At 57.5% G+C, this 22,051-nt stretch carries 22 protein-coding genes and 1 tRNA gene; 5 read left to right on the top strand and 18 right to left on the bottom strand.

Annotated elements, in window-relative coordinates; translation table 11 throughout:
- Both cas4 and A3L10_RS02085 read right to left on the bottom strand, forming a co-directional pair.
- Positions 1 to 672 carry a CRISPR-associated protein Cas4 gene (gene cas4 / locus A3L10_RS02090; protein WP_394335107.1) on the bottom strand — a complete coding sequence of 224 codons (672 nt, stop codon included), beginning with the start codon at positions 670 to 672 and terminating at the stop codon, positions 1 to 3.
- A gap of 151 nt (positions 673 to 823) precedes the next feature.
- Positions 824 to 1,159 carry a PIN domain-containing protein gene (locus A3L10_RS02085; RefSeq protein WP_088181541.1) on the bottom strand — a complete coding sequence of 112 codons (336 nt, stop codon included), beginning with the start codon at positions 1,157 to 1,159 and terminating at the stop codon, positions 824 to 826.
- Positions 1,160 to 1,286: 127 nt separating this feature from the next.
- Between A3L10_RS02085 and taw2 the strand changes: the two genes are divergently transcribed.
- Positions 1,287 to 2,126 carry a tRNA(Phe) (4-demethylwyosine(37)-C(7)) aminocarboxypropyltransferase Taw2 gene (gene taw2, locus A3L10_RS02080; RefSeq protein WP_088866178.1) on the top strand — a complete coding sequence of 280 codons (840 nt, stop codon included), beginning with the start codon at positions 1,287 to 1,289 and terminating at the stop codon, positions 2,124 to 2,126.
- 1 nt (position 2,127) lies between these two features.
- Here the strand turns inward: taw2 and A3L10_RS10335 are convergent, their stop codons facing one another.
- Positions 2,128 to 2,283, bottom strand: coding sequence for a hypothetical protein (locus tag A3L10_RS10335; protein ID WP_198362080.1), 156 nt, complete (start codon positions 2,281 to 2,283; stop codon positions 2,128 to 2,130).
- A 161-nt stretch (positions 2,284 to 2,444) separates the two neighbouring features.
- Between A3L10_RS10335 and A3L10_RS02075 the strand changes: the two genes are divergently transcribed.
- Positions 2,445 to 4,346, top strand: a complete 1,902-nt coding sequence (locus tag A3L10_RS02075) for an aldehyde ferredoxin oxidoreductase family protein (RefSeq protein ID WP_088866177.1) — start codon at positions 2,445 to 2,447, stop codon at positions 4,344 to 4,346.
- A 256-nt stretch (positions 4,347 to 4,602) separates the two neighbouring features.
- Here the strand turns inward: A3L10_RS02075 and A3L10_RS02070 are convergent.
- From A3L10_RS02070 to eif1A, 14 genes are all read right to left on the bottom strand, one after another.
- Positions 4,603 to 4,689, bottom strand: a tRNA-Ser gene (locus tag A3L10_RS02070).
- Between the two features lie 16 nt (positions 4,690 to 4,705).
- The gene (gene rpsJ / locus A3L10_RS02065) at positions 4,706 to 5,014 is read right to left on the bottom strand and encodes a 30S ribosomal protein S10 (protein WP_055429342.1); all 309 of its coding nucleotides are present in this window, start codon (positions 5,012 to 5,014) and stop codon (positions 4,706 to 4,708) included.
- A 52-nt stretch (positions 5,015 to 5,066) separates the two neighbouring features.
- A complete protein-coding gene (gene tuf, locus A3L10_RS02060) occupies positions 5,067 to 6,353 on the bottom strand; it encodes a translation elongation factor EF-1 subunit alpha (RefSeq protein WP_088867523.1) in 1,287 nt (428 codons plus the stop codon).
- Between the two features lie 343 nt (positions 6,354 to 6,696).
- The gene (locus A3L10_RS02055) at positions 6,697 to 8,895 is read right to left on the bottom strand and encodes an elongation factor EF-2 (protein WP_088866176.1); all 2,199 of its coding nucleotides are present in this window, start codon (positions 8,893 to 8,895) and stop codon (positions 6,697 to 6,699) included.
- A gap of 139 nt (positions 8,896 to 9,034) precedes the next feature.
- Positions 9,035 to 10,111 (bottom strand): HD domain-containing protein, encoded by a 1,077-nt coding sequence (locus A3L10_RS02050; protein ID WP_088866175.1) that lies wholly within the window; start codon positions 10,109 to 10,111, stop codon positions 9,035 to 9,037.
- Positions 10,112 to 10,137: 26 nt separating this feature from the next.
- A complete protein-coding gene (locus A3L10_RS02045; protein ID WP_088180459.1) occupies positions 10,138 to 10,941 on the bottom strand; it encodes a GTP cyclohydrolase IV in 804 nt (267 codons plus the stop codon).
- 55 nt (positions 10,942 to 10,996) lie between these two features.
- Positions 10,997 to 11,767, bottom strand: coding sequence for a DUF4129 domain-containing protein (locus A3L10_RS02040; RefSeq protein WP_088866174.1), 771 nt, complete (start codon positions 11,765 to 11,767; stop codon positions 10,997 to 10,999).
- Entirely contained in the window at positions 11,755 to 12,165 is a 411-nt protein-coding gene (locus A3L10_RS02035; RefSeq protein WP_088866173.1) for a DUF1699 family protein, read from the bottom strand. Before A3L10_RS02035 ends, A3L10_RS02040 begins: the two co-directional genes overlap by 13 nt.
- 4 nt (positions 12,166 to 12,169) lie before the next feature.
- A complete protein-coding gene (locus tag A3L10_RS02030) occupies positions 12,170 to 13,417 on the bottom strand; it encodes a DUF530 family protein (protein ID WP_088866172.1) in 1,248 nt (415 codons plus the stop codon).
- The gene (locus A3L10_RS02025; RefSeq protein ID WP_088866171.1) at positions 13,414 to 14,571 is read right to left on the bottom strand and encodes a DNA topoisomerase IV subunit A; all 1,158 of its coding nucleotides are present in this window, start codon (positions 14,569 to 14,571) and stop codon (positions 13,414 to 13,416) included. The genes A3L10_RS02030 and A3L10_RS02025 overlap by 4 nt, the downstream gene beginning before the upstream one ends.
- Positions 14,564 to 16,258: a DNA topoisomerase VI subunit B gene (top6B, locus tag A3L10_RS02020; protein WP_088866170.1), complete on the bottom strand. Its 1,695-nt coding sequence runs from the start codon at positions 16,256 to 16,258 to the stop codon at positions 14,564 to 14,566. The genes A3L10_RS02025 and top6B overlap by 8 nt, the downstream gene beginning before the upstream one ends.
- A 2-nt stretch (positions 16,259 to 16,260) precedes the next feature.
- A complete protein-coding gene (locus A3L10_RS02015; protein WP_088866169.1) occupies positions 16,261 to 16,959 on the bottom strand; it encodes a KH domain-containing protein in 699 nt (232 codons plus the stop codon).
- Between the two features lie 11 nt (positions 16,960 to 16,970).
- On the bottom strand, positions 16,971 to 17,747 hold the full coding sequence (locus tag A3L10_RS02010) for a serine protein kinase RIO (protein ID WP_088866168.1): 777 nt from the start codon (positions 17,745 to 17,747) through the stop codon (positions 16,971 to 16,973).
- Positions 17,748 to 17,768: 21 nt separating this feature from the next.
- A complete protein-coding gene (gene eif1A, locus A3L10_RS02005; protein ID WP_088866167.1) occupies positions 17,769 to 18,134 on the bottom strand; it encodes a translation initiation factor eIF-1A in 366 nt (121 codons plus the stop codon).
- A 188-nt stretch (positions 18,135 to 18,322) separates the two neighbouring features.
- Between eif1A and A3L10_RS02000 the strand changes: the two genes are divergently transcribed.
- The 3 genes from A3L10_RS02000 to rnhB are packed head-to-tail and all read left to right on the top strand — an operon-like array spanning position 18,323 to position 20,638.
- Positions 18,323 to 19,117, top strand: a complete 795-nt coding sequence (locus A3L10_RS02000) for a metal ABC transporter ATP-binding protein (protein ID WP_088866166.1) — start codon at positions 18,323 to 18,325, stop codon at positions 19,115 to 19,117.
- A complete protein-coding gene (locus A3L10_RS01995; RefSeq protein WP_088866165.1) occupies positions 19,114 to 19,935 on the top strand; it encodes a metal ABC transporter permease in 822 nt (273 codons plus the stop codon). The genes A3L10_RS02000 and A3L10_RS01995 overlap by 4 nt, the downstream gene beginning before the upstream one ends.
- Before the next feature lie 4 nt (positions 19,936 to 19,939).
- Positions 19,940 to 20,638, top strand: coding sequence for a ribonuclease HII (gene rnhB, locus A3L10_RS01990; protein WP_088866164.1), 699 nt, complete (start codon positions 19,940 to 19,942; stop codon positions 20,636 to 20,638).
- Here rnhB and A3L10_RS01985 read toward each other — a convergent pair whose 3' ends face one another.
- Complete coding sequence (locus A3L10_RS01985) at positions 20,639 to 22,024, bottom strand: dolichyl-phosphate-mannose--protein mannosyltransferase (protein ID WP_088866163.1); 1,386 nt, start codon at positions 22,022 to 22,024, stop codon at positions 20,639 to 20,641.
- Positions 22,025 to 22,051: the final 27 nt, after the last annotated feature.

Raw genomic sequence — 22,051 nt, 5'->3', positions numbered from 1 at the left:
CTACTCGTCCCCATCGGGATAGCAGAGGTACCGGTAGGGGCAGAACCTGCAGGTGAAGTCGTTCCAGCCCTTAGGGGGCTTTCCTTTCTCGTACGCACGCTTAACGGAGTAGAAGTGCCTCAGCGTCTCGCGGAAAAGCTTGCCGTCGTAGGGAACCTCGAAGGCCCTGAAGTTCGGCCCCTTAACTATGGGAAAGCGGGAGAAGTCTATCTTGTTGATGACCTTCATCGGCTCCTCGTGGAGCTTGATGTAGTAGAGATAGCCGTACTCTGCCTCGGCCCAGCGAAGGTACACGTTGAGTTGGGCAAGGTGGTAGTCGTAGGGGTTCCGCGGAAGGCTCGTCTTCCCCTTGATTTCGATGGGGAAATCCCTTATGGCATCCACCCTCCCGTGTATCTCGAAGCCCAGGCGGGAGGAGCGCAGGATCATGCGCTTCTCAAGCTCAAAGCCGAAACGTTTCTGTAGAATCTCTCCAAGGACGTTATGGGTGTTTATTCCCTGGTTAAGCCTCACCTTAACGAACTCCGGCCACCTCTCGGGATAGCCCTTGAGCCGGAAGTATATCCTCCTGGGACAGGTTAGAGCCTCGCTGGCGTAAAACTCTATGAGTTCATCACCTTCATCGTGACCGTTGTTGCTCATCGTCTTCCCTCCAGAGACGGGGCGGGTCATCGGCCCGCGAACCTCGCCGCCCCTGCGTCAGCTAATACCGACGTCATCACCCATCAGACTGGGCAAGGGTCGTCATCCGCTTGGAGAGTTAAGTCTAACCCACCATTTAAATCTTTGGGGAAAGAATACCGGAATTAAAAGGGGAATAAAATCAGAGTATGGTGCCCTTCTTCCTCTTGAGCGAGTAGCTGAGGCCGTACGCGGGCCAGAGGCTCGGCGGCTGCTCGTAGTGGTGCAGGTTGCGGAGTATTTTCTCCGCGGCTTTCCTGTTCTTCGCCCTGACGCGCAGGACTCCGTCCTCAAGCTCGACGGTTCCGTTCGAGAGCCTGAGGGTGAGCTTCGAGCCGTTCACCTCTGGACGGGCCTTCATTAAAAGCTGCCTGTAGTCCTCGTACGCCTCACGACTCAGTTTCTGCTCAAGAAGGGCGGGTTTTTCACGTGACTTAAACAGACGGGAAAACCAACTACTTGAAGGCTCATCATCCATACTCCTCATCGACCTCCGGAGGATTTCTCGCTGTAAATTCGTTCTTCAGGTTTTTAAGGCTTTCTCCTCGCTTTTTGCCGAAATGACGGGAGAAGGCTTTTTAAAGTTTCCGGGCTGAGTAAGGCCGATGGGAAAGACGCAACTGATAAAGCCGCGCATCAGGGAGATACTCTCGAAGGAGCTCCCCGGGGAGCTAGTTGAAATGCTCCCGAAGCACTGGGTTCGGATAGGCGACGTTCTGATTCTACCGATTAGGCCCGAACTCGAATCCTACAAGGGCAGAATAGCCGAGGTCTACGCGGAAGTCCTCGGCGTCAAGACAGTCCTGAGGAAGGGCCGCATAGGCGGCGAGTTCCGCGAGACGAACTACGAGGTTCTCTACGGAAGCGACACGGTGACGGTTCACGTCGAGAACGGGATAAGGTACAAGCTGGACGTGGCAAAGGTGATGTTCTCGCCGGCCAACGTCAAGGAGCGCGTAAGGATGGCGAAGGTCGCCAAACCAGGCGAGCTGATCGTGGACATGTTCGCTGGAATCGGGCACCTCAGCCTCCCCATGGCCGTCCACGGAAAGGCCCGGGTGATAGCCATAGAGAAGAGTCCTTACACGTTCAGGTTCCTCGTTGAGAACATCGAGCTGAACCGGGTTCAGGACAGGATGACGGCCTACAACATCGACAACAGGGATTTTCCGGGGGAGAACATAGCCGACAGGGTCATCATGGGCTATGTCGTAACGACCCACGAGTTCATACCAAAGGCGCTGAGCATAGCGAAGGATGAGGCGGTAATCCACTACCACAACACCGTGCCCGAGAGGCTGATGCCGGGGGAGCCCTTCAGGACGTTCCAGAGAATCGCAAGGGAGCACGGCTACGAGGCCGAGAAGCTCAACGAGCTGGTAATCAAGCGCTACGCCCCTGGCGTCTGGCACGTCGTCGTTGACGTGAGGGTTTTCAAGAAGTGAGCTATTCTTCTACACCCCACAGGGGCTCCCAGTCGTCGCATACGAAGTTCATGTGGACGGTCTTCATGTGCCTCCTGCATATCCCCTGCGTTGGAAAGTAGGAATCTATGGCGCCGAACCAGCGGCAGTTCCTGCAGGACTTGAGCCGGTCATCCATTCAGTTCACCGATGAAGGTTTTCGCGCCACCACATAAACCTTTGGGCACTCGGGCCGCCTTCAGTTAACAGATGAACTTAACTTAAGATGACTAGTGAAACGCTTCCTTTTGCGAAGGCCTTATATCCTCCAACCCGAAAATCTTTCGAGGTGATTCTGATATGGAGGCGAAAGGTGGTTACTGGGGCAAGATTCTGAGGGTCAACCTGACGACCCACGAGGTCAAGGTGGAGCCCCTGCCTGAGGAGTTCCCAAGGAAGTACCTCGGCGGCGTTGGCTTCGGTACCAGGCTTCTCTACGATGAGGTTCCAGCCGGGGCGGACCCCCTCGGACCGGAGAACAAGATGATAATCACCCCCGGCCTGTTCGTTGCCACGGGAATCGGAACCGGTTCAAAGACGGCGTTCAACTTCAAGAGCCCGCTCACCGGCGGTTACGGCCGCTCGATGGCCGGTGCCAAGATGGGTGAGGAGCTCAAGAAGGCCGGCTACGATGTTCTGATAATCGAGGGCCAGAGCGAGAAGCCGGTTCTCCTAGTCATAGAGGACGATGAGGTCAAGCTCGTCCCGGCAGAGGGCTACTGGGGCCTCACCACCGGCGAGGCCAGGAAGAAGGCGAAGGAGGAGTACCCCGGATTCTCCACCGCTTTCATCGGACCCGCGGGCGAGAGACTCAACCTCATCTCAACGATCGAGACCGATGATAGGCAGGCCGCCCGTGGAGGACCCGGAGCCGTCCTTGGAAGCAAGAAGCTCAAGGGAATCCTCGTCAGGGGAACCAAGAAGATACCCATAGCAGAGCCCGAAAAGCTCCGCGAGCTCATCAAGGAGTGGGCGCTCGTCTTTAAGGACCACCCGGCCACCAAGGCGGACATGGACTACGGAAGCGGTGAGTTCCTTGACTGGATGAACCGCGAGCGTGGCACCTTCCCGACCAGGAACTGGCAGATGGGCTTCTTCAAGAAGGCCTACGAGAAGGCCAAGGAGGAGGGCAGGGAGCACATCGGAATCGACCCGTACTTCTGGGCACCGAAGTACCGCGCGGGAAGGAAGCCGTGCCCGATGTGTAACAAGCCGTGCAGCCAGTACGTCAGGGTGGAGAGCGAGAAGTGGGGCACCTTCATGGTGGACGGTCCCGAGTACGAGACCCTCTACTCCTTCGGTGGCGTCCTTGAGCTCGACGACTTCGAGACCGTTGCCTACCTCAACTACCTCGCAGATGAACTCGGACTCGACACCATCTCCGCCGGTGTCACCATCGCCTGGGCTATGGAGGCCTACGAACGTGGACTTCTCACGAAGGAAGACGCCGACGGCCTCGAGCTCACCTTCGGCAACGGCGAAGCTGCCGTTGAGACCCTCAAGAAGATGGCCTACCGCGAGGGCAACCTCGGAAAGCTCCTCGCTGACGGTGTCAAGAGGGCCAGCGAGCGCCTAGGAAAGGAGAGCTGGAAGTTCGCAATGCACGTCAAAGGTATGGAGCCTCCAGCGTATGACGTCCGTGGCATAAAGGGAATGGCCTTAGCGTTCGCGGTCAGCGTTCGCGGTGCGGATCACCTGACCAGCGGCGCCTACGGAACCGAGCTGGTCGGCAGGTGGTGGAAGTTCGACGGCGTCGACAGGACCAAGGGTGAGAACAAGGGATTCGAGATTGCCTTCCACGAGAACCTCATGGCGGTCTACGACGCCACCGGCGTCTGTAAGTTCTCGAGGCACATGTACTTCCTCGAGGGCTTCCCGCCGCTCGTCGAGGCCGTCACCGGCATGAACATCGGCGAAGCCGAGCTGATGGTCATCGGCGAGAGGATAATGAACATCGCCAGGGCCTTCAACGTCCGCGAGGGCTTCAGCAGGAAGGACGATACCCTGCCGTACAGGGTCATGTGGGAGCCGATTCCGGAGGGAGTCAGCAAGGGCCTCCACGTCCCGCCGTGGGAGCTCGACAGGATGCTCGACGAGTACTACCAGGCGAGGGGCTGGAGCAGGGACGGAATCCCGACCAAGGTCAAACTCATCGCCCTCGACCTCCCGGACATCGCCGAGGACATCGGGGCTGGTATTTGAAGCCCTCCTCTCACTTTTCTGTTTATGCACAATTGACCAAAAGAAGCGTTCTTTTCCATGAACGGCTGAGAAATGTTGGTATGCACTCTAACACCAGAATATAAGGGGGCGTGGGGGCGTTAGCTTCACCAAAAGAAGTTCCTTTCCTGCTGAACTGGCGGAGAATAAAGCGTGCGCTCTGAAATTTGCCTGCGATGAGGGTTTGGCTTTAAAACAGGATATTGAACGGTCAACGCTTTCGTCAGAAAGGGTTGTTTGGCGCCGGGGCAGGGATTTGAACCCTGGCGGGCAAACGCCCACGGACTCTCCAGGCCCGCGCCTTCCCAGGCTAGGCTACCCCGGCGTAAAAAGGAGGAGAATCATGAGATGAGCTCGATCTCGATGGTGACGTCCTCGGGGACGCGGATGCGCATGATCTGGCGCATGGCCCTTTCGTCGGCCTCGATGTCGACGAGCCTCTTGTGAACGCGGAGCTCAAACTTGTCGAAGGTTGCGGTGCCCTCGCCGTCCGGGCTCTTCCTGGTGGTGATCCTTATCCTCTTGGTCGGAAGCGGTATGGGTCCGCTCATCCTGACGCCGGTCCTCTCGGCTATCTGCTTGATCTGGTCGGTGACCTCGTTGAGGGCCTTAATGTTGGTGCTTGCGAGCTTAATCCTTGCCTTCTGCATTTCAGTCCCTCCTAAGAGTTCAAGGAAGTAAAGGAAAGGTCAGAGAAGGCCTTCACTCGGCCTTCTGGATGGAGATAACCATACCGGCAGCGACGGTCTGGCCCATGTCACGGATGGCGAACCTGCCCATCTGCGGTATCTCCTTGACCGGCTCGATGACCATCGGCTTGGTCGGCCTGAGGACGACGATGGCCGAGTCACCGGTCTTGATGAACTGTGGGTTCTCCTCGACGATGTTACCGGTCCTTGGGTCGAGCTTGGCGAGGAGCTGCTCGAACCTGACGGCGACCTGGAGGGTGTGCGCGTGGAGGACCGGGGTGTAGCCGACGGTGATGGCGGTCGGGTGGTTGAGGACGATGATCTGGGCCTTGAAGGTGTCCTTCGGCCTGACAACGGTCGGCGGGTTGGTGGTGTGACCAGCAACGTCACCGCGCTTTATGTCGTTCTTACCAACGCCACGGACGTTGAATCCGATGTTGTCACCCGGAAGGGCCTCCTGCATGGCCTCGTGGTGCATCTCGATGCTCTTGACCTCACCCTGGATGGCCTTGTGGAAGATGGTGCTGGCCGGCTCGAAGATGACGACGTCGCCGACGCGGAGGACACCGGTCTCGACACGGCCGACCGGGACGGTACCGACACCCTTGATGGAGTAGACGTCCTGGATCGGGATGCGGAGCGGCTTGTCGGTGGGCTTCGGCGGCTCGGGTATCTGGTCGAGAGCGTCGATGAGGGTCGGGCCGTTGTACCAGGGCATGTTGTCGCTCTTCTTAACGACGTTGTCGCCCTCCCAAGCGCTGATCGGGATGATCGGGAAGTCCTTGTAGCCGAGCATCATGAGGAGCTTCTTGACCTGGTCAGCGACGGCCTTGAACTTCTTCTCGTCGTAGTTGACCATGTCCATCTTGTTGATGGCGACGATGATGTGGTTGATACCAAGGGTCCTGGCAAGGAAGGCGTGCTCCTTGGTCTGCGGCATGACACCGTCGGTGGCGGCGACGACGAGAACGGCGGCGTCGGCCTGGCTGGCACCGGTGATCATGTTCTTAACGAAGTCTCTGTGGCCCGGAGCGTCGATGATGGTGATGTACTTGTGCGGGGTCTCGAACTTGGTGTGGGCGACGTCAATGGTGATACCCCTCTCGCGCTCCTCCTTGAGCCTGTCCATGACCCAAGCGAACTTGAAGGACTTACCCTTCTCACCCATCTCCTCGAACTTCTTGATGATGTTCTCCGGTATGTTGGCGGTGTCGAAGAGCAGCCTTCCGATGGTGGTGCTCTTTCCGTGGTCGACGTGGCCTATAAAGACGATGTTAACGTGCGGCTTCTCCTTAGCCATTTTCATACACCTCCATATTTTGGTCTAGTCTCGTTGACTAGGATGGCTTTTTAAATCTTTCGAACCTCGGCCCCCTCGGGCGGGAAACCCGCCTTTTCTCGGGGAGGCCTCATGAGTTCCGTCCCTAAGTTACGAAGCGGGTTTAAAAAGTTAACTAATTGGAGTTGGCAGGAATCTGTCAATTTTCAGGGCAAACTCGCAGGTTCAGCCTTCATGGTCAATATCCGCCCCTCAGAGACCACATCGCCAGTGCCTCGTGTCAACTTACAAAGCCTTTCTCCGGCGAGAATGAACGGGTGAAAGGATAAAGCTAGAATAGAAAAGCTCGGAGGGCGGAAAGCCCTCACTGCTGCGGGCAGACGTCCTGCTCCTTCGGCGGGTTCGGGTCGAGGCCCTTCCTCTGCCTGATCTGCCTGATGATGTTCACAGCGAGCTCTCCCGGAACGCGCTTGAAGCCCGCGTGCTCGGTGCTCCAGAGGGCCCTTCCGCTGGTGGCACCACGGATGGCTCCGGCGAATCCGAACATCTCCGCAACCGGGGCCTCGGCGATGATGATCATGACCTCGCCCTCCTGGCGCATGTCGATGAGCTGGCCGCGCCTCTGGTTGATCTCCCTGCTGACGGCACCCATGTACTCGTAGGGCACGTTGATGATGACCTTCTGGTACGGCTCGTAGAGGATCGGCTGGGCCTTCATCATGGCGCACTGGATGGCGCCCCTGATGGCCGGGTAGATCTGGGCCGGACCGCGGTGGACGTTGTCCTCGTGGATCTTGGCGTCGTGCAGGCGAACCATGACCTTCATGACGGGCTCCCTGGCGAGCGGGCCCTCGTCCATGGCCTGGTGGAATCCGTCGACGAGGAGGTCCATGACCTCGTTGAGGTACTGGATACCCTTGGTGTTGTCGAGGAACATGTTGCCCTGGTAGATGTCGACGATGCCCTTGGCGACCTCGTAGTCCATGCCGAGCTCGGCGAGCTTCTTGGCGACCTCCTTCGGGTTCTTGGGCCTGCCCTCGGGGATGAGGCCCTCGCGGATGGCCTGGTATATCTCGTCCGGAAGCGGCTCCACGGTGATGTAGAACCTGTTGTGCTTGTTCGGGCTCTTTCCTTCGACTATCGGGCTCATCTTGCTGACGCTCTCGCGGTAGACGACGATCGGCGGGGAAACGTCGACGTCGAGCTTCCAGTCTTCCTTGAGCTTGACGAGCTTGACCTCGAGGTGGAGCTCACCCATACCGCTGAGGAGGTGCTGGCCGGTTTCCTCGTCGATCTTGACGTGGAGCGTCGGGTCCTCCTTGGCGAGCTGGCGGAGAGCCTCGATGAGCTTCGGAAGGTCCTTAACGTTCTTGGCCTCAATGGCAACGGTAACGACCGGCTCGCTGGTGTAGTGGAGGGCCTCGAACGGCTCGATCTGCTCCTGGGAGACGGTCTCACCGGCCATGGCATCGCGCAGTCCGGTGACGGCGACGATGTTACCGGCCGGAACGGCCTCCATGTTGACCCTCTCGGGACCCATGTAGATACCGACCTGCTGGATCCTGGCCTTCCTCTTGGCGTTGATGAGGTAGACCTCCTGGCCGGTCTTCACGGTACCGCTCCAGACACGGCCGGTTGAAACCTCACCGGCGTGCTTGTCGAGGATGATCTTGGTAACGACCATGACCATCTTGCCCTTCGGGTCGCAGCGCATCATGGCCTGGCCGATGTCGCTCTCGACCTCACCCCTCCAGAGGTGCGGGATCCTGTACTTCTGGGCCTCGAGCGGGTTCGGCAGGTGCTTGACGACCATATCGAGAACGACGACGTGGAGCGGGGCTTTCTGCCTGAGGGTCTTAAGGTCCCCGCTGTTGGTGAGCTCGACGATGTCCTTGAAGGAAACGCCGGTCTTCTTCATGTACGGAACGCTGAGGGCCCAGTTGTAGTAAGCTGAACCGAAGGCGACGCTACCGTCCTCGACCTTGACCATCCACTGGCTCTTAAACTCGTCCGGGGCGTACTTCTTGATGAGCCTGTTGACGTCGGTGATTATCTTGGCGAACCTCTGGAGTATCTCGTTCGGGCCGAGCTTGAGCTCCTTGATGAGCCTGTCAACCTTGTTGATGAAGAGAACCGGCTTGACGTACTCCCTCAGGGCCTGCCTGAGAACGGTCTCGGTCTGGGGCATGACTCCCTCAACGGCGTCAACGACGATGATCGCACCGTCTATGGCACGCATGGCTCTCGTGACGTCACCACCGAAGTCAACGTGACCCGGGGTGTCGATGAGGTTGATGAGGTAGTCCTGGCCCTCGTAGTTGTGAACCATCGAAACGTTGGCCGCGTTGATGGTGATACCTCTCGCCTGCTCCTGCTCGTCGAAGTCGAGGACGAGCTGCTTTCCGGCGAGCTCCTCGCTAATCATTCCAGCGCCGGCGAGCAGGTTGTCGCTCAGCGTCGTCTTACCGTGGTCAATATGAGCGGCAATACCCATGTTCCTGATCCTCTCGGGCTGGGTCATGAGCTCTTTGATCTTCGCAACCATCTCTTCCCTTCTTCCCATTTACACCACCTTCTAACCTGATGAGCTTGTTCACCACTCACTTAAGAAGGCCGGTTATAAATCTTTCCCAGTGGAGAAATGCCCGGGGCTTCAGACGTTCAAACTACTTAAGGTTTTTGGAGGGGAAAGGCCATCGCCCTCAACCGAGGAAAGTCCTCAGGAACCTTTCAATCCGCTCCATCACGTCCTCCCTAGCGTAGACACCCCAGCGCCAGTGGGTGTCCTTCAGCTCGACGAGGGAGCGAACCAGCGGGGAGACATCACTCAGCCGTTTAAGCCCATCGCCCACGGCCACGAAGGCGTTCTTCTCCTCGAACTTGGGCTTCGGAGGGTAATCAACCGTAGCCAGATGGCCAAACTCGCCTTCCAGCTCATTCTTGAGTTCGAAGATGACCTTCTCGCCCGGGTCATCGCCGCTGTACAGAACACGCTTGTAGAGCCTCCTGTCGTCTATGGCCGCAATGAGTTCGCGAACTTCGCCATTCTCGCTCCTCCTAAGCCGGGCGATCAGGTCGACCTCGTCCATGAGGCGAATCTCCTCGAGCGGAATTCCCTCTAGCTCAACCGCCTTTACGAGCATCGAGCTGGCTATTTTCGAAACGTGGTGCTGGTAAACGGTGGGATACATCATGCTCCTCGCGAGGAGGAGGCTCTGTGCGGCCATTACACCCTTCTCCCCGATTATCAACCTCTCACCATCGTAGTGTAGGTTCCTCACGAGCCTGTCAAGGTCAACGAGACCGTAGGCGGCGCCCGTATAGTACGCATCGCGCACGAGGTAATCCATCCTGTCCGCGTCTATGTCGCCGCTCACGAGGGGGTGTTTGAGAAGTCTGAGGAACTCTCCGAGGGAGTAGCGCTCCCGTATAACGTCCCCGATTTCACCGTGCTTTATGAACCACTTCGTGTTTTCCTCGTGCCTTTGGTAGAGAACCTCAAGCGTGTGGCTGAAGGGATAGTGACCGAGGTCGTGAAGCAGAGCCGCGTAAACGGCACCCTCCTCAATTCCGGGGTTGTATCCAGCTATTCTCTTCGCCAGATAGAAAGTTCCGAGGGAGTGCTCGAAGCGCGTGTGCTTAGCAGAGGGATATGCGAGAAAAGCCAGGCCCAGCTGGGTTATCCTCCTGAGTCTCTGAAACTCGGGCGTGTCCACGAGCCTGAGGGCGAAGTCATCGAGCTCGATGTGGCCGTGTATGGGGTCGTGGACGAGCTTCATCTCCGCCACCAAAAAGTTGTGGAAAATCAGCTCCACGTCTCCGCTATGACGTCGTGCTTGTGGATGCTCTCGTTGCTGATTACGCGCACGTGGATTTTGCCGTTAAAGCGCTCCTTGGCCTTGGCGAATATCTCGCGCGCCACATCCTCAACGAACTTCGGGTTGCGGTGCATCCCCTGGACGACGGCGTTCTCGTCTATGGTCTTGAGCAGCGTGTAGGTCGGGTGGCTGAAGGAGCTCTCGACGACGTCTATCATGTCCTCAAGGGCTATCTCCTCGTCGAAGGCCGTCCTTACCTCAAGCTCGCCTATCGCCCTCTGGATGTGGGTCTTCCCATCGTTGTTCGCCATCGCGTGCGGGCAGGCCGTGTTGCCTATCACCTTGACGCGGAGAACCTTTCCAAAGGAGCCGTCCTCGTTTTTTATCACGCCCACCTCGACGTCGTAGGGCTCGTAGGTCGTCTTTCCGCTCGCGGGGGTCTGGCGAGGTATTATGAGGTGGGTCTTTATCCAGACCTCGGCACGCCTGTGCGGATGCTTGCCCTCAAGGCGGCGTATAACACACCTGCCGAGCTCCTCAAGGGAGGTGTGGGCCTGCATGACCTCCTCCTCGACCGCCTCGCTCATGGCCTCGGTTATGCTCTCCACGAGCCTGCTCATGTGTATTCCCTTCTTCTCCTCGGGGACGTCGATGGTTATCTCGAAGACGGGCAGGAAGGTGTACACCCTCCCCTTCCAGTTTATTCTCGCCACGGTGCGCAGGTTGGTGATTCCGACGCGGTGAAGGCGCTCCCTTATCTCAGGGGTCTCTTCCTGGGTCTCAACGAGCATGAGCATCACCTTTCATCTTGTGTTTAGGGGCTTCTAATTCGACCGCTTTTTAAACCTACCTCAGAAACGTCATAAGCCTCTCATAGCTCTCCCGTGCGAGTTTAACGTCATCCTCTCTGAGCCTCTCCGCGTACTTGGCCTTCTCGAATATCCTCGTGAGGACGTCGAGGTCTTCCAAGTCGGGAAATATCTCCCGCAGCTTCGCCTCGTGCTCCCAGTGGGTCCAGCTCTTCTGATATGGATAGCCCTTCATCACGAGGCCTGCGACAACGTTTTTGTACATCTTTATGACCCTCTCCGCGGGAGTGCCCTCTATGGAATCGTAGGTCATCTCCGGCTCGAACCTGACCTCAAAGGGCGTAACGCCTCTCTTCCGCCTCTTCACCGTGAGGAGGAACAGAACGAAGACAATGAAGGGGATGAAATAGAATATCCCCGGGAGCTCGCGGAGGGTGACGACGAAGTTGCCTGAGGTGACGTTGTACCAAACCCCGGAGAGGGTTTCCCCCACCTTGCCCCCGTTCACGAGGCTCTCCGGCTTCTTCTCGAAGAGCAGTTTGAGGGCGACGAAAATCGCCAGGAGCGTTATCGCGCCGGCAAGAACGTTGCCCCTCTTGGTTCTACGCATTCCCCTCTCAAACTTCCCCTCGAGGAGCATCTTCAGAACGTAGCCCGCGGCCGCGAAGAGGAAGAGGTTCGCGAAGAAGAACACCCACTCGAAGTTGAAGACCGTCGTCCCGCCATGGACGGCCGTCCTACCCAAGAGCATGGAGACGATGATGAAAGAGGCGAAGAGAGCCCAGTACAGGCTCTTTATTCTCTCCATGACCGGACACCCAGCTGCTCGATCATGTAGTAAACCGTCCGGAGCGGGATGCCCATCCTGGCGCTTATCTCCTTGGGGGGAACGCCGTTCATCAGGAGGTCCTGAACCTCCCGTATGGTGCTCTCATCGTATTTCCGCGGCCTTCCGCGGGGGTAACCCTCGGGAACGAGTTCTATGCCCATCTGGGCGAGGGCGTTGATGGCCTTTTTGGAGACCTTCGGGTAGAGGCTCGGGGGACAGCTTATGCGCCTGACGTTGGGGGCGCGCTCAAGGATTCTCACGAGTATTTCCTTCGTCGGGCGGAGGTTTATGTAGACCTCCGTAACCTCGTCGTTCAGAACCTCGCTGAGCTTCCTTATGAGCTCGGAATTGTTCCGCGCCTTAACCTCCACCCTCATAAACTCACCCCTGGAGGAGGGCCAAAAACTGCTTGGCCTTATCGCTCTTAGGCATGAACTTCTCAAACTTCTTCGTGTCGGCGAAAAGGGTCTTGTGGAGACCGGAAATCACGAACTTCCGGATGGCCTCCTCAAGCTCGTCCCTTGGAACGCCGAGGAGCTCGGCGACTTTATCCTCGCTGTACTCACTCATCCCGTAGAGGAGAACCGCGCCGAGCAGGTAGTTGGGAACGTTAGTTATATCCTTCCTCTTCCCCACGAGGGCGCTCTCCATCTCGCACTTCCTTATGATGAGCATACTCCCGTGACCGGTTCTGAAGCCCGGCTCGTTTCGGAAGGGAAGGTCGAATATCGAGTAGTGGCAGTCTATGCAGAGCTTTATGTCCGGGTAGAGACCGAGCCCCTCTCTCTCGTTCTCGGAGGTGAGGAAGTAGTAGCGGAAGAGGTCGAGGCCGAGTTTTTCAGCGCCCTTCTCAGGGTCGAGAACGGAGTATGCAAGAGAGAGGTTATCAACGGTGTAGTGGTTGTTTATGAGCACTCCCTTGGTCTTGACAAAGCTCAGCACGCGCCAGCGGAAGCGCCTTCCGTAGCGCTTTCTCAGCTCGCCCTCTATGTCTGAGTCCGCGGGGAGGTCCAGCCTGGACTTCTTCAGGCGGTTGTTCTCCCAGTACTCGACCTCTATGCGCAGGCCGCGAGTTCTTACGGTTCCTTTCTCGCGGAGCTTGCCCTTTATGAACTTGAACGACTCCCTGACGGCTATACTCTCCCTGGCAAGGAGCCTCAGAACGTCGCCGGAGTAGGCCATGTACGGCAGCACCTCAACCCTGCCTATCTGAACGTTCCTCGGAACGGCCTCAACGTCCTCGACGTTCTCCCTCGTGAGCTCCTTGAGGGTTACCGGCTTCTTTCCAAGGAAGAAGGTGTAGTTGGCGGAGATGAGGGCAAGGGCCATCTTGTGAGCGGTTATCGCCGCGCGGAGCCTTTCGAGGGCGAGAACCCTGTTGCGCTTCTTCTTGTAAATCCACTGAATGTGGGGATCGCGGTCGCGCTTGCCCATACCCCGCACCGCGGGGGTCGTTTCACCCACGCGCCTCGAGAGGTCCTCTTCAAGCTCCTGCAGGAGGGAGAGGTTCTCTCTGAGGCGATAGGAGATGGACGGGATGTCGAAAGTCTCGAATAACCCGTCCATGTCTATCCCAATGTCGTCCAGTATCTTGTTTACCTGGGCCACCAGTTCCTCGGTGGTCGTCATGGCAGCAGATCACCGCTGTTTATCTTTTCCGGAAGGTACCTCTTGGCCACGAACTCAAGGCTCTTGTTGGCGAGGGCCTGCTGCTCTATCCTGACTCCCATCTTAACGGCCATCTTGAGCTGCCTCTGCCACTCCTTGTTCTGGAACCAGGGATACTCCATCTCCTCCAGGATTCTCTTGTAATCGCCGGTTGGGCCGCCCTTCTTGTTGGGCGGGATTCCCTTGAGCTTTTCAGTGACGTTCTCGAGACCGTAGCGCTTTATGTCGTCCATGGTCATTCCCACGAACTTCGCCTCCGGCGTCGCCAGCTTGTCGCTGAGGTAGGCGAGGTTGATGGAACCCTGCTTTATGGTGGAGTATATGTACCAACCGTAGGGGTCGCCATCCGTGAAGACTATTATCGGCAGCCCCTCCTCGTAGTGGAGCCTGTGGATGAGCCTCCTTACGCCACGGGACGCCTGACCCTGCGTCGCTATGATGAGGGCCTTCTCCTTCTTCGGGAATTTTTCCTCAATCAGCCTGTCGGCCATAGCGGCGGTCTCGACGACCAGAGCGTAGTCAACGTTGACCTCCACGAAGTGCAGGTGCTCAACCGTTCCTGGAACTGCCCAGCCACCCATACCGAGCTTGCTCGTGTTGAACTCGTCCTCGCCGTCGCGTATGACTATGTCGCCGTAGATGTAGCCGCGCCTGTCGGCAGTGAGGTGCATCTCCTCACGCAGAACGCCGAGCATTCTCTCGAGGTCTTCGATGATCGGGTCGCTCTCGCGCTGGTCCTCGAAGGTGTTCTCCTTCGTTCCCGGAATGGTGTGCTTGTTGGCGTAGTAGGCTTCACGAAGGCTCGCGTGCTTGCCCTCGCTCACCAGGCGCTTCACGTAGGCCATGATGAGGAGAGTCTGCATGAACTTTCTGGCATGAGCCACGTTGAGGAAGTAGCGCCTTGAGAGCTTGTCGCCCATCCTGATGACGCGCCTCTTTTCATCGAAGTAGACGTTGTTGAGCCCGCGCATGGGGATGTCGAAGTAGGGGTTCTTTCCGCTCTTTATGTCCTCGAGGACGCGCTTTCCGTACTCCTCAAGCTTGGTGAGCACCCTGGTCGGGTCGTAGGAAAAGCGCTCCCTGGGTTTCTCCCTCTTCACCTTGGATTTAGGCATTCTCGCTCACCTCGCTAAGCTCACTCTCTTTGGCCTTAAAGTGGCTCTCTATGAAGGTCAGGAAGTAGGTCTTGACCGCGTCCTCCTCCTCTCCGGTCAGAACGCTCAGGGCCTTCGCTATCTCCGGTACGTACTTCTCGAAGGTCTTCTTCCTCTTAACCTGATAGAGCTTCCTGTGCTTGCCGCTCAGGTAGGTCTGAAGCCTCCTGGCGGCGTCCATTATGGCCAGCCTTATCTCGTTCTGAATCTCCTCAACGTTGGCGATGCTCTGCTTTCCGGTGCCGGTGTAGGGCACGTGGACGCTGATGACGTTTATCATGAGCACCACCGGCGCGCGGTCGAGGTCGTCAACCTTGTAGCGCTTCCAGTCTATGGAGCGCGCAGCGAGGGTCGTCACACAGGAACCGGCGTCGAAGAGGAGCGGAACTCTGTTGGCGTAGCGGAGAAGCTCAAAGCCTGCGGGAATCTCACCGCCGTAGGCGAGGCCGACTTCAACCTGGAAGGGAATACCACCGGAGTAGACCTTCGGCGGTCTCGTCACGGCCGTCACGAATTCCGGCTTGAGGATTCCCCTGAGGCCCTTCTCGATGTTCTCCTCGCCTATCGGCCTGAGGCCGTGGGTCGGCGGGGCCAGAAACTTCATGTACTTGAAGGCCTCGACTATCTCCTCCGCCTCGTGCCAGGTGAGCTTCTCGGGCGGCTTCTCCATGAGCTTTGCAACCTGCTTGACCACCTTGGTGTATCCCCTGAAGGAGCGGAGGACGGCCTTAACCTCTCCCTTCATGAGTCTCTCGTAGAGCTGCTCCTGAACGTTCTTGTCCTCCTCCGTCTTTATCAGCCTCAGCGCCGCGATGTACTCTATCAGCTCGTCTATCTTCTTGTCGCTTATCCTCGAGAACTCGCCGACGAGGAAGCGCTTCACCGTGTTCCTCCGGGTCTTCTTGGCCATCCTGTAAACGTCGTCGGTGAGAACCCCCCTCGGGTGGGGCTTCATCTCAACCGGCGGCTTTGGCACCTCTTCGCTCGACCTCGGGAAGACTATGAGCTTCCCGTCCGGCTCTATGAGCTCGATGTGGGCGTGCGGGTTCGCTATAGCGGTGAGCTTTAGATACCAGTAGACGCCCTGCTTTGAGCGTATGTAACGGACGTTTTTCACCTCAAGCTCTATCCTCGTCCCACGCCAGCCCTTGGGATTGGGGTGCTTCTCCTTCTTGACGATTTTACCCTCGTTCTTGTCAACGTCTATCTTAACCCAGGCCTCGATGGTTTTATCGCCGCCGGTTGAAGTTATGACGCGCGTTGCCTTTCCGCTAGTTATCTGAGCGAACATGACGGCACCGCTTATACCGATACCCTGCTGACCGCGGCTCTGTATGTTCCTGTGGGCCTTGGTACCGGCGAGCATCTTGCCGAAAACGTGGGTTATGTACTTCTCGGGTATTCCCGGACCGTTGTCCTCAACGATTACCTTGTAGTGCTCCCTTCCGAGCTCCTCTATCTCGACGCGGATGTACGGCGCTATCCCAGCCTCCTCGCAGGCATCTAGGGAGTTCGTAACTGCTTCGTGAACGACTGTGGTGAGGGAGCGTATCTTGCCCGTGTAGCCAAGCATGGCCGCGTTTCGTCTGAAGAACTCACTGACGCTCTGAATCTTGAATTCCTTAAACAGCTGACTTGCTTCGGCCATCTTCATTCCTCCTCGTTCTTCTCAACTTCTTCGCCAAGGGCCTCGTAATAGCTCATGCTCTCCAGCTCGAGGTCCTTCTTCCTGCGCTCAAGGTACTTGTAGACAACACCGTGCGGGGAGCCCTTGGCGAGCTTCTCTATGGCGGTCTTGGCAACCTCGACCTGAATCGGGTTGCCGATTATCGCGACGGTCTTACCGTAGACGCTCACGTCTGCCCCGCTCATCTCCTCGATTATCTCGCGGGTTCTACCCTTCCTGCCTATTATCCTTCCCCTAACGCGCGGAAGGGCGTTCTTGTCGTTGCCGATGAGGACGTCGGTGAGGTTGACGACCTCAAGGACCTCGCCCTCGTTGAAGAGCCGGAAGGCCCTCTCGGGCGAGAAACCCCTTCCGATTGCCATGACAACGTCCCTCGCCTTCCAAACGGCAAGCGGATCGTCGGTCTCCTTCGTGGCGGCGATGAAGACCTCCCCAGTTTCGCTGTCTATCTCTATCTTGGTCTTGGTTCTCCTCTCGATTTCCCTCTTGGTCTGCCCTTTCTTTCCTATGACGACCGCCACCCTCTCCTTGGGAATCCTTACGAACTCCTCCTGCTCACCCTCGGCCGCGTAGGTTATCTCCTCCTCGTGCTCCTCCCTCAGCGGCCGACCGTCCTTGTCAAGGCGCTCGTACTTCTTAAGGAGCCTCTCGAACTCGTCCATAATCTCACCCTCTAAACCCCAACCAACTCACGGAACTTATCATCGAAATCATCAACATCGACGCCTTTCCTACCGAAGTAATTGATGACGTTGCGCAGGTCACGCTTGAGCAGCTCCAGGCTCATACGGTTTCTCTTCACGGTCGCCTGAGACCAGTCTATAACCACCGGCCCGTCGTGGAGCAGTATGTTGTACTCGCTGAGGTCACCGTGAACCATGTCGCCGCGTTTCCAGAGCCTCTCAATGACCCGCATCGTGAAGTCGTAGAGTTCCTCGAAATCGCTGAGCTCAAGTTCGCGCTCCACGTCCTTGAGCCTCGGGGCGGGCATTTCATCGCCCACGAACTCCATCACCAGGATGTTGTTTCGGAAGATTACCGGCTCGGGGACCCGAACCGCGTACTTAATCGCCCGCTGGAGGTTCTTGAACTCCCTTCTCGTCCACACGAAGACGAGCTTGCGCATATCCTTGGGCAGGTAGCCGATTCTAGGATCGGCGGCAAGGTACTCCCATATCCTGCGGAATTCAGTGGTGTATGTGCGGTATATCTTAACGGCCACCCTCTTTCCCTCGGCGTCCACGCCGGCGAAGACGTTGGCCTCCTTTCCCGTGCTTATTACACCGTACAGGGCCTCTATTTTACCTCTCCTGTGCAGATAGGCGAGGGTTTCCTTCGTCGTCCTGTCAAAGACCTCGTTGACTATCTTGTAGAGTTCGCTGTCCTTCTCGCGCCTCTCCCTGAGGCCGAGCATGTCCTCGATCTCTCGCTCGATGAACTCCTCGCGCATCGCTATCACTCGGGATTACGCTCAGAAGAGCATATCTCCGCCGGTGAGGAAGTCCTGGCTTATCTTGCCCTTCCTGAGGAGCCAGTCAACCTGGGTTCTGGTGTAGCGGTAGACGATATCGCCCCTCTCGTCGGTCTGAACCGGCCAGGGCTGAACGATGACCACATCGCCAACGCGCATCCACATGCGCCTCTTCAGCTTGCCCGGGATTCTGCATCTCCTGAGCTTGCCGTCCTCGCAGCGGACGTCCATCCATCCCGAGCCGAGGGCCTGTTCTATCACTCCGAAGAGCTGCCCGTTCCTTGGAAGGGGAACCCTAATGACCTCGTCACCCTGAACCTGACGGTTCTTTTTCTTTCCACTTCTTCCACCTCTGTGGTACGCCATGATAATCACCTCCAGCGAGTAGGCTCCGGCCCTTATAAACCTGAGCCTTGCAAAAATTTTCTAATGAGAGTACAGGTCTGTGCTTTTAAAATTTTTGCACTGCCACCCACGCGGCTACCCATCTCTGTCCAGTATGGGCACATGAAAGTTTAAAAACGCACCGCTTAAATTGAAGTTCGGAGATGCCCATGGCAGCGATAACCGCCGAGAACCTCACCATAACCTACGATGGAGTACCCGCTGTAGAGGGGGTCACGTTCGAGATAGAGAGGGGTGAGACTCTACTCCTGCTCGGCCCCAACGGTGCGGGAAAGACGACCCTCATCAAGACGATAGCCTGCTTCCACAGGGAGTACTCCGGGGAGCTCAGGGTTTTTGACAGACCGCCCTGCGAGGCGAGGGAGCTTATAGGCTACGTACCCCAGAGCCACAACCTGAACGAGAGGGTTCCGCTGACTGCCCTCGAGGTCGTCGCCATGGGCGGGGTCTACAGGAGGGGCTTCGTTCACTTCAAGATAGCCCCCGAAATCCTCGAGAAAGCCGAGGAGGTCCTCAACTTCGTTGGTCTCGCAGGTTTATCCGGCAGGCTCTTCCGCGAGCTCAGTGGCGGCCAGAAGCAGCGCGTTCTGCTCGCCCGGGCGCTCATCAGCGATCCGGAGATTCTCATCCTGGACGAACCATTATCCGCCCTCGACCCCAGTGCCAGAGCAGAGGTGGCGGCTGTTCTAGGCAAGATAAAGAGGGAGCGGGGCATAACCATGGTGATAACCACCCACGACATAAACCCCCTGCTCGAGGTCGGGGACAAGGTGATGCTCCTCAACAAAAAGCTGGTTGCCTTTGGAAAACCCGAAGAAGTCCTGAGGGACAGCGTAATCAAGTCCGTCTACGGCCCCCTGGCGAGGGTCGTGCCGGTTGAGGATAAGCTGTTCTGCATAACCGGCGACACTCACCTCCACAGGCACGGGGGTGGGGGCAGATGATTCCGGAGTACCTAATACGGGCCCTCCTGGCCAGCGTCATGGTCAGCGTCCTCCTCGGAATGCTCAGTCCACTCATCAACACCAAGGGACTGGCGTTTCTGACTCATGCCATTTTCCACGCCCTCCTCCTCGGTGCGGTTCTGGGGATGATATTCGGCCTCCTGCTCGACAACCTCTCCCTGGTGATGCTCGTCGCCCTCGTCGTCACGGTCGCCGTGGTACTCATTATAGCCCACCTCGAGAAGCTCGGCTTCTCCTCAGATTCCGCCGTTGGAATAGTGGCAAGCTTTGTGGCGGGACTCACCGTTCTGGGATTCGGCGTTCTGTACAAGGTCATGGCCGGAAAGCCCTACTTCCCGCTCAGCCAGAGCATAGTATCGTACCTCACCGGCGAGATATTTCTGATAACCCTCAACGACCTCACCGTCCTCGTGTTCGGGGGAGCGCTTCTCTTCTTCGTCATGCTCTTCCTCTACCGCGACTTCCTCTACCTGAGCTTCGACCCCGATGGGCTGGAGAGCTACGGCGGCAACACCCGTGCGTACCTGATGATCCTCTACGTCCTCGTCGGCGCGATTGGAGCGCTGATAGTCCAGACCGTTGGCCTGATAACGCTCCAGGTGGTCGCCGTCCTTCCGGGAGCGATAGCCCTTATGGTGAGGAGCGACCTCCGGAAGGTCATAGGCGTCAGCCTCTTCCTGACCCTGGGGATACAGCTATCCTCCGTAATCCTCGCGTACTTCACGGACATACCACCGAGCGGTCTGGCAACGATAATGCTCGGAGTCATCTACGGCGTCCTTCTCTTCAGGAGGTGAAACCTTGGGCAGAAAGCTTGCTGGAATCGACGAGGCTGGAAGAGGGCCAGTGATAGGCCCTATGGCGATAGCGGCCGTTGTGGTGGATGAGAAAAACGTTCCCAGGCTCGGAGAGATGGGAGTCAAGGACTCAAAAAAGCTGACTCCAAAGAGGCGTGGGAAGCTCTTCGACGAAATAATCGCGCTTCTGGACGACTACGTGATTCTGGAGCTCCCGCCAGAGGAGATAGACTCCCGCGAGGGAACTTTAAACGAGTTCGAGGTGGAGAACTTCGTTAAGGCCCTCAACTCGCTCAAAGTGACGCCTGACGTGATATACATTGACGCCGCCGACGTGAAGGAGGCCCGCTTCGGCGAGGAGATAAAGGCAAAGCTGAACTTTGAGGCCGAGATAGTGGCGGAGCACAAGGCCGACGACAAGTTCGTGCCGGTCTCGGCGGCCTCAATCCTAGCGAAGGTGGCCCGCGACAGGGCAATAGAGAAGCTGAAGGAGGAGTACGGCGAGATCGGGAGCGGCTATCCTAGCGATCCGAGGACAAGGAAGTTCCTCGAGGAGTATTACAAGGGGCACGGCGAGTTCCCACCGATAGTCAGGCGGAGCTGGAAGACGCTGAGGAAGATAGAGGAGAAGCTGAGGGCAGAGGGAGAGGCCGAAAAACCGAAGAGGAAAGGACAGGTCAGCCTGGACGAGTTTCTGAGATAGCTACCTCCCCAGCCTCAGCCTTATTCTGTCCCTTATCTCGAACAGCCACTCCAGGTACAGCCACAGGGAATCCGTGAAGGCCTCCCACCGCAGGAGCTCCTTCAACGCAACTCCCATGACGATGGCGGCCGGCGGGATAAGGACGGTCGCGTAGAAGCTGAACTGGGTCGTTCCCCCGAGGAGGTACTGGAGGACGAAGAACCCAACCGTGCTCCAGAACACACCGTACGGTATCAGAAGCTTCCCCTTTCTCCGGTACAGCCAGGGAAGGGCGAGTATGAACAGAACCATGCTGAGGAGCAGGAACGGGTCTGTCTGGGCGAATATGTTGGGGTTGTAGTGGAAGGGAAAGGCCTTCTTGTTTATGAACCACTCCCAAACCGGCGAAGCCGCGGGATGGCCGCCCTTGTTCGAGAGGTGCCAGCGGAAGCTGCCCAGTATGTCGTCCACCCACTGCTCGAAGCCCACCGCCCTTATAGCCACCAGGTTGGGGATGAGAAATCCCAGTGCAGGAAGGATTGCTATGGTAAGCAGAAAGCTCGTCAGCTTCCGTTCGCCCTTAAAAGCCCTTATGAGGAGCACGGGGTAGCCGAACGCTCCACTGAGCTTGGCGGCGGCAGCGAGGCCTACTGCAAAGGCGGAAGACTTCCTCCGCTCGTAGACCAGCAGCATCGTGAACAGCGCCACGAAGAGTGCCACGTGGATGTCCAGCATGGCAGTTACGGCGGTGGCTTCTAGGGTTGGGTCTGCGACGGCAAAGATGAGAGCTATAAGCGCCGCGAGGTAGCTGCCGCTTATCCTGTACGTTGCGAGAACAACCAGGACGCCTATCAGAACGAAGGCAATTATTCCGGGCAGGCGCCAGTTTATGGGCTTGTCCTCGGCGAGCATGCCGAGCATTATGAGGTCCTTTCCTAAGAAGGGGTGCTCGGTGTTGAGGTAGTTCTGGATGTTCTCCTTGTCGGGATACCTGTAGCCCGGGACTACGTAGTAGGCATCCGCCGGTATTTCTGCGGACAGGGCGTTGAGAAAGTCTTCCACGTTGTCCACGGGTATCTCGAAGTAAACGCCCGGAAACTTGAGGTACTCCATCTCGTAGGTTGCATTGTATCGGAGGGCAATCTTCTCGACGTCGTACTGGTATTTTATCCGAACGCTCGTGTTTGAGAAGATGACGTTTATTCCAGCCGAGTTCGTCGTTTCGTTCACGTAGTGAAGATTAACCCCAAGCCTGTAGAGAACGTTTCTGCTGGCGGGAACGTACCAGACCTCGTCCCCGATGTAATCCCTGAGATCGGAACGGGAGGCGAAATCGTAGAGATACCAGAATGAACCGATCAGTATAACGGCCGAAATCGCAATGAAGAGGACCCTCTTCCAGTCCATTTTACCACCGGGTAGATTAGCGCGGCA

Source organism: Thermococcus radiotolerans, from assembly GCF_002214565.1.
Lineage (GTDB): Archaea > Methanobacteriota_B > Thermococci > Thermococcales > Thermococcaceae > Thermococcus > Thermococcus radiotolerans.
Note: the sequence above shows the minus strand (reverse complement) of the source record. Positions and strands in the feature narration are given on the sequence as shown.

Excerpts from the sequence above, each read along its gene's own strand:
- cas4 (WP_394335107.1), bottom strand. The coding sequence starts at position 672 with ATGACCCGCCCCGTCTCTGGAGGGAAGACGATGAGCAACAACGGTCAC.
- A3L10_RS02085 (WP_088181541.1), bottom strand. The coding sequence starts at position 1,159 with ATGGATGATGAGCCTTCAAGTAGTTGGTTTTCCCGTCTGTTTAAGTCA.
- taw2 (WP_088866178.1), top strand. The coding sequence starts at position 1,287 with ATGGGAAAGACGCAACTGATAAAGCCGCGCATCAGGGAGATACTCTCG.
- A3L10_RS10335 (WP_198362080.1), bottom strand. The coding sequence starts at position 2,283 with ATGGATGACCGGCTCAAGTCCTGCAGGAACTGCCGCTGGTTCGGCGCC.
- A3L10_RS02075 (WP_088866177.1), top strand. The coding sequence starts at position 2,445 with ATGGAGGCGAAAGGTGGTTACTGGGGCAAGATTCTGAGGGTCAACCTG.
- rpsJ (WP_055429342.1), bottom strand. The coding sequence starts at position 5,014 with ATGCAGAAGGCAAGGATTAAGCTCGCAAGCACCAACATTAAGGCCCTC.
- tuf (WP_088867523.1), bottom strand. The coding sequence starts at position 6,353 with ATGGCTAAGGAGAAGCCGCACGTTAACATCGTCTTTATAGGCCACGTC.
- A3L10_RS02055 (WP_088866176.1), bottom strand. The coding sequence starts at position 8,895 with ATGGGAAGAAGGGAAGAGATGGTTGCGAAGATCAAAGAGCTCATGACC.
- A3L10_RS02050 (WP_088866175.1), bottom strand. The coding sequence starts at position 10,111 with ATGAAGCTCGTCCACGACCCCATACACGGCCACATCGAGCTCGATGAC.
- A3L10_RS02045 (WP_088180459.1), bottom strand. The coding sequence starts at position 10,941 with ATGCTCGTTGAGACCCAGGAAGAGACCCCTGAGATAAGGGAGCGCCTT.
- A3L10_RS02040 (WP_088866174.1), bottom strand. The coding sequence starts at position 11,767 with ATGGAGAGAATAAAGAGCCTGTACTGGGCTCTCTTCGCCTCTTTCATC.
- A3L10_RS02035 (WP_088866173.1), bottom strand. The coding sequence starts at position 12,165 with ATGAGGGTGGAGGTTAAGGCGCGGAACAATTCCGAGCTCATAAGGAAG.
- A3L10_RS02030 (WP_088866172.1), bottom strand. The coding sequence starts at position 13,417 with ATGACGACCACCGAGGAACTGGTGGCCCAGGTAAACAAGATACTGGAC.
- A3L10_RS02025 (WP_088866171.1), bottom strand. The coding sequence starts at position 14,571 with ATGCCTAAATCCAAGGTGAAGAGGGAGAAACCCAGGGAGCGCTTTTCC.
- top6B (WP_088866170.1), bottom strand. The coding sequence starts at position 16,258 with ATGGCCGAAGCAAGTCAGCTGTTTAAGGAATTCAAGATTCAGAGCGTC.
- A3L10_RS02015 (WP_088866169.1), bottom strand. The coding sequence starts at position 16,959 with ATGGACGAGTTCGAGAGGCTCCTTAAGAAGTACGAGCGCCTTGACAAG.
- A3L10_RS02010 (WP_088866168.1), bottom strand. The coding sequence starts at position 17,747 with ATGCGCGAGGAGTTCATCGAGCGAGAGATCGAGGACATGCTCGGCCTC.
- eif1A (WP_088866167.1), bottom strand. The coding sequence starts at position 18,134 with ATGGCGTACCACAGAGGTGGAAGAAGTGGAAAGAAAAAGAACCGTCAG.
- A3L10_RS02000 (WP_088866166.1), top strand. The coding sequence starts at position 18,323 with ATGGCAGCGATAACCGCCGAGAACCTCACCATAACCTACGATGGAGTA.
- A3L10_RS01995 (WP_088866165.1), top strand. The coding sequence starts at position 19,114 with ATGATTCCGGAGTACCTAATACGGGCCCTCCTGGCCAGCGTCATGGTC.
- A3L10_RS01985 (WP_088866163.1), bottom strand. The coding sequence starts at position 22,024 with ATGGACTGGAAGAGGGTCCTCTTCATTGCGATTTCGGCCGTTATACTG.